Source organism: Acutalibacter sp. (assembly GCF_056800975.1).
On record NZ_JBQISV010000079.1, the window covers coordinates 1 to 10,072 of the forward strand.

The following is a 10,072-nucleotide window of genomic DNA, read 5'->3' on the forward strand; positions in this document are numbered from 1 at the left end:
TTTGGCAACGCGCCGGCAGTTTTGGCAACGCTGCAAGCGGCGGTTCCCGGCGATCACTTTTTCCTTGACCTAAAACTGTCCAATGAAATACGGTATCAATATGGTTATAGCTTTTTAGTGATAAAATAAGGACGTGCTTACTCAATGAAAGTAATCATTTTAGCCGGCGGCTTCGGTACCCGAATTTCAGAAGAAAGCCAGTTTAAACCAAAGCCTATGGTAGAGCTGGGCGGCATGCCCATTCTCTGGCACATTATGAAACTGTACGGTCATTATGGCTTCAACGATTTCGTCATCTGCGCAGGGTATAAGCAACATGTGATCAAGGAGTATTTTGCCGACTACTTCCTCCACACCTCTGACATCACCTTTGACTTTTCTCAGGGCAGAAATGATATGATCGTGCACAAAAACACCGCTGAGCCCTGGCGGGTGACCGTGGTGGACACAGGGCTTTCCACCATGACCGGCGGGCGGGTGCGCCGGGTGCGAGATTATATCGGCGGCGAGCCTTTCCTTTTAACCTATGGCGACGGCGTGGCAGACTTGGACCTTGCAAAGCTTGTGGCCTTCCATCGGTCCCACGGCAAGCTGGTCACCCTTTCCGCATATAACGCCGGACAGCGTTTTGGGATTCTGGACGTAGGTCCCCAAGGAGGGGTCCAGGCGTTCCGGGAGAAGGTGCAAGGCGACGGAAGTCTAATCAATATCGGCTATATGGTGTGCCAGCCGGAGTTTATCGACTACATAGACGGAGACGAGGCTGTTTTGGAACGCGCCCCCTTGGAGCAGGCGGCGCGAAACGGCCAGCTGATGGCCTATAAGCACACGGGCTTCTGGCAGTGCATGGACACGGTGCGGGAAAAGGAGATGCTGGAAAAAATGTGGAAAGAGGGCAATGCGCCCTGGAGGGTCTGGAAATCATGAAACGAATGGATTGGGACTTTTTTAAAGGAAAGCGGGTGTTCGTCACCGGCCATACAGGATTCAAGGACAGCTGGCTGTGCAGAATCCTCCTTCAGGCTGGCGCGCAAGTCACAGGCTACGCCCTGCCTCCGCCGGCAGGACCGAACCTGTTCTCTCTCGCAGAGCTTGAGGGGCATATAAACTCTGTCCTGGGCGATGTGCGGGATCTGCCCAGGCTGAAGGAGGCCTTTCAGCAGGCCCAGCCGGAAGTGGTCTTTCATCTGGCAGCCCAGCCTATTGTACGGGAGAGCTATAAAGACCCGGTCGCAACATATGAGACCAATGTGATGGGGACCGTTAATCTGCTTGAGTGCGTGCGCGTCTTACAGGTACCTGTAAGGTCCGTGGTGATTATCACCACGGACAAGGTTTATGAAAACAAAGGCTGGGCATGGGGGTATCGGGAGAACGATCCTCTGGATGGCCACGACCCCTATTCCAACTCCAAGTCCTGCGCCGAATTGGCCGCTCACAGCTATATAACCAGCTTTTTCACCCAAGGTCCGGCGGTGTCTACCGTTCGCGCCGGAAACGTACTCGGCGGCGGAGATTTTGCCCATGACCGCATCCTGCCGGACTGTGTGCGGGCAGTACAGGCCGGCAGGCATATCCTGGTGCGGAATCCTGCCTCTGTCCGGCCATACCAGCATGTGCTGGAGGCCCTCTTTGCCTACCTCATGGTCGCACAAGGGCAAAGCGAGAACAAAGACCTGGCCGGTTGGTACAATGTGGGGCCGGAGGACCAGGATTGCGTAACAACCGGACAGCTGGTCCAGCTGTTCTGCCAGGCCTGGGGCAAGGACGCCGCCTGGGAGGACCGGGCGGAGCCAGGAGCGCCCCATGAAGACAGCTTTCTCAAGTTGGACTGCTCCAAGCTGAAAACCGCCTTTGACTGGCGGCCCCAGTGGAACGCGGCCATAGCTGTTGAGAAAACCGTGGCCTGGACAAGAGAGTGGCTGGCCGGCGGCAGCGCCGCCCAGGAGATGGACCGGGAGATCAGCGAATATAAGGAAGGATTTTAACAGCATATGGAGCGTACAGCGGATAAGATCAAACAAGAAATATTGAACTTGGTGAAAGAGTACCATGACGCCCGGGCCAAGGAGACCCTGCCCTTTGCGCCGGGGCAGAAGATTCCCTATTGCCGCCGGGTGTTCGACGAGAAGGAACAGATAAACCTGGTAGATTCCGCTCTGGAATTCTGGCTGACAGCGGGACGGTACTGCGCACAGTTTGAGCGGGAGCTGGGAACATTTTTAGGGGTAAAGCATGTGGCGGCTGTAAATTCCGGTTCCTCCGCCAATCTGCTGGCCTTTATGGCGCTGACCTCTCCGCTGCTGGGCAGCCGGGCTATCCAGCGGGGAGACGAGGTAATCTGCGTTGCGGCGGCTTTTCCCACCAGCGTGTCGCCTGTTCTGCAGTATGGCGCAGTGCCGGTTTTTGTGGATGTAAAGCTGGGAACATACAATATTGATGTTTCTATGCTGGAGGAAGCTCTTTCGGAAAAAACCAAATGCGTCTTTCTGGCCCACACTTTGGGCAATCCCTTTAACCTGCGGGCGGTGAAGGATTTCTGCCAAGCCCATGGGCTCTGGCTGGTGGAGGACAACTGTGACGCCTTGGGGGCGGCATACAATATGGATGGAGTTTTTCGGAAAACCGGGACCATTGGCGACATCGGCACCTCCAGCTTCTACCCGGCCCATCATATCACCATGGGGGAAGGAGGGGCAGTCTATACCAACGACAGCCTGCTCAGCCGCATCCTGTTCTCCATGCGGGACTGGGGCAGGGACTGTGTCTGCCCCCCTGGAGCGGACGACACCTGTGGACGGCGGTTCGAGGGCCAGTATGGCCAGCTGCCTGAGGGGTATGACCATAAGTATGTGTACTCCCACCTGGGGTACAATTTGAAGGTCACCGAGATGCAGGCGGCTGTTGGCTGCGCTCAGCTGGAAAAGCTGGAGGGCTTTATTGAAAAACGCTGCCAGAATTGGCAGTACCTGCACGAGGCTCTCGCCGGTGAGGAGGAGCGGCTGATTCTGCCCTGCCAGGAGGAAGGGGCCCGGCCCAGCTGGTTTGGGTTCCTGCTGACAGTGCGGGAGCCGGGCCGCCGGGAAAGTCTTGTAAAATATCTGGAACAGAAGGGTGTGCAGACCCGCATGCTTTTTTCTGGGAATCTGCTGCGACACCCCTGCTTCGACCATCTGCGGGACAAGTCTGACGCTTACCGCATTGTGGGGGATCTGACCAACACGGACCGGATCGTCCAGGATACGTTCTGGCTGGGCGTTTACCCGGGCATGACCCGGGAGATGCTGGACTATATGGCCCAGGCAGTGAAGGAAGGGCTGCGGCAATAACGAGAAAGGAGGGCTCTGGTGAAGGCCTCGGACTATATCGTGGAATTTTTGATCCGGCAGGGAATTACCCATGTCTTTGGGTACCCCGGGGGAATGGTCACCCATCTCATGGATTCTCTGGACCGCTACTGCGGGGAGATTCATGCCCATGTAAATTATCATGAGCAGGCCAGCGCCATGGCCGCCTGCGGCTGGGCGGAGATCACCGGTCTGCCCGGCGTGGCCTATGCCACCAGCGGCCCAGGCGCCACCAATCTGTTGACTGGAATTGCCTGCGCCTACTTCGATTCCCTGCCCTGCATTTTTATCACCGGTCAGGTGAATACCTATGAGCAAAAGGGAGATTTGGGCATCCGGCAACGGGGCTTTCAGGAGACGGATATTGTGCCCATGGCACAGCCTATAACAAAGCTGTCCTTCGCTGTCCGCAGCCCGCAGGAGCTTCCCGCCGCGCTGGAAACCGCCTACCGCACCGCAGCGGAGGGACGGCCCGGCCCAGTGCTGATGGACATTCCTATGGACGTCTTTCGCGGGGAATTGGACGAGAAGCCATCCTCCGTACTGGCTACGTCCGAGGCCTTTGCCCCAGAGGACGCAGAGCGCCTGGCGTTACAGCTTCTTACAGAGCTGCAGGCGGCCAAACGGCCGGTAATACTGGGTGGTCATGGCGTTCACAGCTCGCGAGCAGAGAAGGCTTTTCTGGAGCTCATCCAGGCGACGGGTATCCCGGTCGTGACAAGCATGACAGCGGTGGACCTGGCTCCTGGCAGCTGGCCTGAATTTTACGGGATGATAGGAGCCTATGGAGCTAGGCCGGCCAATTACATCACCAGCTACAGCGACTGCATTCTTTCTCTGGGAAGCCGCCTGGACTGCCGTCAGACAGGGGTAGCCCGAGAGCGGTTCGCGCCTCGGGCCAAGGTGCTGCGGGTAGACATTGATCCTTCCGAACTGGCCAGCCCGGTCCATAAGGGTCAGGTCGCCTGCCCGGCTCCTCTGCAGGCTCTGTTACCTGCTTTGGCACATAGAGCGCGGAGCCTCACCTGGAACAACACAGACTGGGTATGCCGTTGTCATGAGATTCGACGCATCCTGTCGAACGCAGACAAAAAAGAGCCTGGGGCCGCCGCACTGGAACAGCTCTCGTCCCTTTGGCCGGAAGGGGCGGTGATCACCACAGATGTGGGGCAGAATCAGGTGTGGGCTGCTCAAAGCATCCAGGTCAAAAGCCGCCAGCGAATCCTGTTTTCTGGCGGCATGGGAGCCATGGGCTACAGCCTGCCTGCCGCGACCGGCGCGGCGTTGGCCAGCGGAGGGCCTGTCTTTTGCGTTTGTGGAGACGGGGGCTTTCAAATGAATATCCAAGAGCTGCAGTTTATTGCCCGAGAAAGACTACCTGTCAAAATTATTCTTTTGAACAACCGTGCGCTGGGAATGATCCATCATTTCCAGGAAATGTATTTTGATTCCAACTATACGCAGACGACGGAAGAAAAGGGCTACGCTGTTCCTAATTTTAGAAATATTGTCCGCGCCTATGGCATCCGGGTGGTATCTCCCCAGGCGGAGAATTTGGCCGCAGTTTTTTCAGACCGTGAGCCAGCCTTTCTGGAGATATCTTTGCCCCAGAACACCTATGTGTTTCCCAAGCTCGGGGTCAACCGCCCCATTCATCTGCAAGAGCCCCCTCTCCCCACAGGGCTCCAAAAGGAACTGGATCAGATTTGCGGCTGGGAGGAAGATGAACTGTGAAAGTTGTGATCACCGGGGCTACAGGCTTTATTGGCCAAGCCCTCGTCCGGCGAACATGCGAGGCAGGCTGGGAAACCGTGCTGACGGCAAGGCCAGGACACAGCGGTCTGCCAGCAAAAGCAAAGTCCCTCCTTATGTCCATGGAAGAATATTCTACGCTGGGCAGAGCCACAGGCGGAAGCGATTGCTTTGTCCACCTGGCCTGGGCAGGCATCCGCAGCCAGCAGCGGATGGACGAAGACCTACAGGAAAAGAACCTCACCTATTCTGTCCAAGCGGTAGAATCCATGCTTCAGGCCGGCTGCAGGCGGATCGTTCTGGCGGGCTCCCAGGCAGAATACGGCCCCATTCAGGAGCGGGTCACAGAGGCTGCGGAGTGCCGCCCAAGCACAGCCTATGGCAGGGCAAAGCTTCGGCTTCTGCAGGAGGCGTCCCGCCTGTGCTCCCAGTATGGGGCGGCCTGTAAAGAGCTTCGTGTGTTCAGTCTGTTCGGCCCGGGCGACAGGGCTGATACGCTGATCTCCTCCACTTTACGCCGCATGCTGAAAAACGAGCCCTGCCCGTTTACCCTGGGAACCCAGCGGTGGGACTATCTTTACATTTCTGATGGGGCAGACGCCTTCTTCCGCAGCTGTACAGCGGACTGCCCGGACGGGAGCTACAATATTGCCAGCGGGGTCTCCCTTCCTCTGCGAGAGTACATCACCCGCATGGCGGCGGTGGCCAGAACAAAGAGCCCGCTGTTATTCGGCGCACTTCCCACTCCGGCAGCGCAGCCAAGTCTCTGGCCGGACATCACAAAGGCACGGCGAGAACTGGGCTGGGAGCCAAGGGTTGCATTTGAAGCGGGAATTCAGTCTATATTGGAAGCCTGGAGCCAGCAAGAACCAGCTGAGGCACAGCCTTGATTGCCGGTCTTCCCCCTTTTATCCTATCTGTTTTGCTCATCCGGCCCTAAAATCCCCCATAATCCACTCCACAACCCCCCCTCACAAACGAAAGGAGAGAGCCACATGCATGAGCTCGACCAGCGTCTGACAGCGGTAAGGCCCAGCCAGCGGCAGCTTGCCCTGGAGCAGATGGAATTTTACGCTTTTATTCATTTTACGCTGAACACCTACACCGGCCGGGAATGGGGAGACGGGACAGAGGACCCGGCTGTCTTCCACCCCACCAGCCTGGACCCCGGCCAGTGGGTACGGGCTGTCAAGGCGGCGGGGATGACCGGGCTCATCCTCACCTGCAAGCATCACGACGGCTTCTGCCTGTGGCCCAGCAAGTATACCACCCACACTGTGGCGGCCAGCCCCTACCCGGGCGATGTGGTGGCCGAGACTGCCGCCGCCTGCCGGGCGGGAGGCATCCGCTTTGGCATCTACCTGTCCCCCTGGGACCGGAATCAGCCCTGCTATGGCAGCGGCCAGGCCTATAACGACTATTTTGTCAACCAGCTTACCGAGCTGCTCACCGGCTATGGGGAGATTTTCGCCGTCTGGCTGGACGGAGCCTGCGGAGAGAGGGCCAACGGCAAGGTTCAGGCGCATGACTGGGAGCGGTACTATGCTACCATCCGCAGGCTTCAGCCCAACGCCTGCATTCATGTGTGCGGGCCGGATGTGCGCTGGTGCGGCAACGAGGCGGGAATCACCCGGCCCTCGGAGTGGAGCGTGGTGCCCCTGCGTATGCGGGACACAGAGAAAATCGCCCGTGAGAGCCAGCAGGCCGACAACGCCGAATTCCGCCAGCGCAAGCTGGCTGCCTCTGACCAGGACCTGGGCAGCCGGGCGGTTCTGCAAGACGAGCAAGAGCTGATCTGGTACCCGGCGGAGGTGGACACCTCCATCCGGCCCGGCTGGTTCTATCACGCTCAGGAGGACAGCCAGGTCAAAACCACCGAGGAGCTGTTTCAGACCTACCTGCGCTCTGTGGGGGGCAACAGTACGCTGCTGCTGAATATTCCCCCGGCCCCCAACGGCCTTCTGCACCCCGTTGACACCGCCCGGCTGGAGGAGCTGGGGGACCGGCTCCGCAACACCTTCGGGCACAATCTGGCGGCAGAGGCCCGGCTTTGGGCGGACAGCGCCCAGCCGGGTCATGAGATTGACAAGGCCCGGGAGGACAGTTATGAGACTTGGTTCTGCCCGCCGGAGGGACAGGATGTCCGCCATGTCACCGTGGAGCTGCCCCAGGAGGCCGAGGTCTCTTATGTGGTGCTGAAGGAGTACATCCCTGACAGCCAGCGCATTGAGGGCTTCCGCGTCACAGACCGGGAGGGCCGGCTGCTGTATGAGGGAACCGCAGTGGGGTACAAAAGGATCATCCCCCTGCCCGCCGGCACCCGGACGGACTGCCTGCACATTACATTTGAGGACGCCAGAGGCTACCCCACCCTGTCCTTTTTGGGCGTTTACTGAGCAGGAGCAGAGGCTTCCCCCGTGTTGGGCGGGGTGCAAGGGGCCGGCAGTCAGGCCAGCTTAAAAATAAATAAAATATTCCTTGTTTATAACTATTTACTTTTCGTTTTAAATGTGATATAGTACATACCAGAGGGTCAAGCGCTTGATTTTTCATCTGAAATTTTCGATTTGTGCGTCTTCGCAGTACTGGTTACCGCACAGCAAAAGGAAGGGGGAACTATGCCGCATATTATTTATGACAAGACCATTATTGAAATCCTTGTCCTCTTTCTGCTTCAGCATGGCGAGCTATACGCCTACAGCATTATGAAGCTGATTAGCTCTTTGAGTGAGGACACGCTCTCTGTCATGGGGGGCTCCTTGTACCCTATCCTTTACAAGCTGAAGGACAAGGGCTACATTACCGACCGCATTGAGATCATTGGCAAGCGTCAGCGGATGAGCCGGGTTTATTACAACCTGACCGCATCCGGGCAGGAGTATTTACAGACTCTGCTGGCCGACCGGGCGATGATCCAGAACAGCATGGAGAAAATCTTCAAAAATGCGGAAGGAGGCGTTGACTCATGACCGTAGAGCTGGAAGCGTACCTGAAAGAGGTAGACCGCAGGCTGCTGGTATGTCCCAAGCAGCGCAGGCTCTCCCTTTTGAAGGAGCTGCGGGGCAACATCAGCGCTTTCCTGGACGAGCGTCCGCAGACCACGGCCCAAGAGGTTCGGGCATGCTTTGGCGCGCCGGAGGAAATTGCAGCTGGCTTTTTGAAGTCTCTGCCGGATGAGGAACTGAACGAGCAGCTTCAGTTGCGCAAGCGTATTTTCAACTTTGTGCGAATGGGTGTGGTCGCGGCTGTTGTGGCCGGGATTCTTCTTTTGGGCTTTTTTGTCTATGACACATACCTATACAATCATGGTGAAACTACATATGAGGCACCTATCGAAGGAGCACCTCCGCCAGATGAAAGCGCAATAAGTCTATTTTAAAAGTTTTTATTTGGAGTGTTAACTGCTATGAAAAGGATAGCCTTTTTTCTTATCGCTTGTCTAGTCGTTTTTTCGCTATGTTCAACGTCTGCTCTTGCTACAGAAAATAACGATGTTCTTGTAAAACGTACTGTAGAGGTTTTGGACAACGGTGATTCAATAGTAACTGAATTATATGAGTGTGAGGTTCAGCCTCGAAGCGGGAAAACTGGATATGCTTCGGCCACTTATTTGAATGCTCTTGGGTCTGCTGTCTGGAAAGTAACAGTTACCGGTACGTTTACATACAACGGAACGACTTCATCGGCTACCAATGCGACTACATCGGTTAGCATTTATAACAGTAATGCCAAGTTTGTTAGTAAAAACGCTTCTACCAGTGGTAATACTGCAACAGGAACAGCTACCGTAACATACAACGCCAGCCGTACCACCCGCAGTGCCAGCGTCTCTTGCGACAAAAACGGCAATCTCTACTAAGCAGTGCTTTGGCTCCTTTTCCCCCTTTCAGAGCCATCACATGCAAAGTATCCACAGTAAAAAACAGGCAGGGCTTCTTCCCCACCGGGAAGCGCCCTGCCTGTTTTTTCACCCCCGCCGCAGGGGCTGCGGAAGAAAAACGCCCCTGTCCTGGGCAATACCCGCTTGCAAACCACCTCTATTTCTGCTATAATTAGAAGGATTGCAAAAAATGAAAGGAAGTGTCAAAATGAGCGACAATTCTCACGGGCAGAACCGCATGGGCACAGCTCCCATGCTTCCGCTCATCTTCTCCATGGCCCTGCCCGCCATGTTCTCCATGCTGGTGCAGGCACTCTATAATGTGGTAGACAGCTACTTTGTCTCCCAGGTCAGCGAAAAAGCGCTGGCCGCTGTGTCCCTGGCCTTTCCCATCCAGAATTTGCAAATTGCCTTTGCAGTAGGCACGGCCGTGGGCGTCACCAGCCTGATTGCCCGCCGCCTGGGCCAGCAGCGCCAGGAGGAAGCTGTCTCGGCCGCTGTTCACGGCGTTCTGCTGGGCATTGCCACCTCTCTGCTGTTCGCGGTGTACGGGGCTTTCTTCACCACCCCCTTCTTTCAGATGTTTGAGTCTGACCCCGACATTGTGCGCATGGGAGATCAGTACATATCCATCTGCTGCATTTTCTCCTTTGGCAGCTTTGTGGTGGTGATGATTGAGAAGATTCTTCAGGCCACCGGCAACATGTTCTGGCCCATGATTTTCCAGTTGGTAGGCGCGGTGGTCAACATTGTGCTGGACCCCATTTTTATTTTCGGCTGGTTCGGCCTGCCTGCCATGGGCGTCACCGGCGCAGCTGTGGCTACTGTGGGCGGGCAGATTATCAGCATGATTTTCAGCGTTATCATTCTGAACGTCCGGCCCCATGCCATTAAAATCAGCTTCCGGGGCTTCCGTCCCCAGTGGCGGACCGTAAAGGACATTTACGCAGTGGGCCTGCCGGCCATTGTCATGCAGGCCATCGGCACGGTGATGACCGTAGCCATGAACGCTATTCTCTCCGGCTTCTCCACTGCGGCCTACACGGTGTTCGGGCTTTACTCCAAGCTCCAGTCCTTTGTGTTTATGCCTGTG

Annotated in this window: 10 protein-coding genes; all 10 read left to right on the forward strand. The window is 56.6% G+C overall.

All coding sequences use genetic code 11. From position 1 onward, the window contains the following. The first annotated feature begins 144 nt into the window (after positions 1 to 144). Positions 145 to 927, forward strand: a complete 783-nt coding sequence (gene rfbF / locus ACTO5E_RS08540; RefSeq protein WP_482302992.1) for a glucose-1-phosphate cytidylyltransferase — start codon at positions 145 to 147, stop codon at positions 925 to 927. Beyond that, positions 924 to 1,988 carry a CDP-glucose 4,6-dehydratase gene (gene rfbG / locus ACTO5E_RS08545; protein ID WP_482302993.1) on the forward strand — a complete coding sequence of 355 codons (1,065 nt, stop codon included), beginning with the start codon at positions 924 to 926 and terminating at the stop codon, positions 1,986 to 1,988. The genes rfbF and rfbG overlap by 4 nt, the downstream gene beginning before the upstream one ends. A gap of 6 nt (positions 1,989 to 1,994) precedes the next feature. Further along, positions 1,995 to 3,329, forward strand: a complete 1,335-nt coding sequence (rfbH, locus tag ACTO5E_RS08550) for a lipopolysaccharide biosynthesis protein RfbH (protein WP_482302994.1) — start codon at positions 1,995 to 1,997, stop codon at positions 3,327 to 3,329. An 18-nt stretch (positions 3,330 to 3,347) separates the two neighbouring features. Next, a complete protein-coding gene (locus tag ACTO5E_RS08555; RefSeq protein ID WP_482302995.1) occupies positions 3,348 to 5,081 on the forward strand; it encodes a thiamine pyrophosphate-binding protein in 1,734 nt (577 codons plus the stop codon). Between the two features lie 5 nt (positions 5,082 to 5,086). Continuing rightward, positions 5,087 to 5,989, forward strand: coding sequence for an NAD-dependent epimerase/dehydratase family protein (locus ACTO5E_RS08560; RefSeq protein WP_482303001.1), 903 nt, complete (start codon positions 5,087 to 5,089; stop codon positions 5,987 to 5,989). A gap of 105 nt (positions 5,990 to 6,094) precedes the next feature. Continuing rightward, a complete protein-coding gene (locus ACTO5E_RS08565; protein WP_482302996.1) occupies positions 6,095 to 7,495 on the forward strand; it encodes an alpha-L-fucosidase in 1,401 nt (466 codons plus the stop codon). Between the two features lie 222 nt (positions 7,496 to 7,717). Next, a complete protein-coding gene (locus ACTO5E_RS08570; RefSeq protein ID WP_482302997.1) occupies positions 7,718 to 8,068 on the forward strand; it encodes a PadR family transcriptional regulator in 351 nt (116 codons plus the stop codon). Then, positions 8,065 to 8,478: an HAAS signaling domain-containing protein gene (locus ACTO5E_RS08575; protein WP_482302998.1), complete on the forward strand. Its 414-nt coding sequence runs from the start codon at positions 8,065 to 8,067 to the stop codon at positions 8,476 to 8,478. Before ACTO5E_RS08570 ends, ACTO5E_RS08575 begins: the two co-directional genes overlap by 4 nt. 27 nt (positions 8,479 to 8,505) lie before the next feature. Continuing rightward, positions 8,506 to 8,958, forward strand: coding sequence for a hypothetical protein (locus ACTO5E_RS08580; protein ID WP_482302999.1), 453 nt, complete (start codon positions 8,506 to 8,508; stop codon positions 8,956 to 8,958). Between the two features lie 229 nt (positions 8,959 to 9,187). Next, a partial coding sequence (locus tag ACTO5E_RS08585; protein ID WP_482303000.1) for an MATE family efflux transporter occupies positions 9,188 to 10,072 on the forward strand: 885 nt, incomplete at its 3' end.

Coding starts and splice junctions, on each gene's coding strand:
- rfbF (WP_482302992.1), top strand. CDS start 145: ATGAAAGTAATCATTTTAGCCGGCGGCTTCGGTACCCGAATTTCAGAA.
- rfbG (WP_482302993.1), top strand. CDS start 924: ATGAAACGAATGGATTGGGACTTTTTTAAAGGAAAGCGGGTGTTCGTC.
- rfbH (WP_482302994.1), top strand. CDS start 1,995: ATGGAGCGTACAGCGGATAAGATCAAACAAGAAATATTGAACTTGGTG.
- ACTO5E_RS08565 (WP_482302996.1), top strand. CDS start 6,095: ATGCATGAGCTCGACCAGCGTCTGACAGCGGTAAGGCCCAGCCAGCGG.
- ACTO5E_RS08570 (WP_482302997.1), top strand. CDS start 7,718: ATGCCGCATATTATTTATGACAAGACCATTATTGAAATCCTTGTCCTC.
- ACTO5E_RS08575 (WP_482302998.1), top strand. CDS start 8,065: ATGACCGTAGAGCTGGAAGCGTACCTGAAAGAGGTAGACCGCAGGCTG.
- ACTO5E_RS08580 (WP_482302999.1), top strand. CDS start 8,506: ATGAAAAGGATAGCCTTTTTTCTTATCGCTTGTCTAGTCGTTTTTTCG.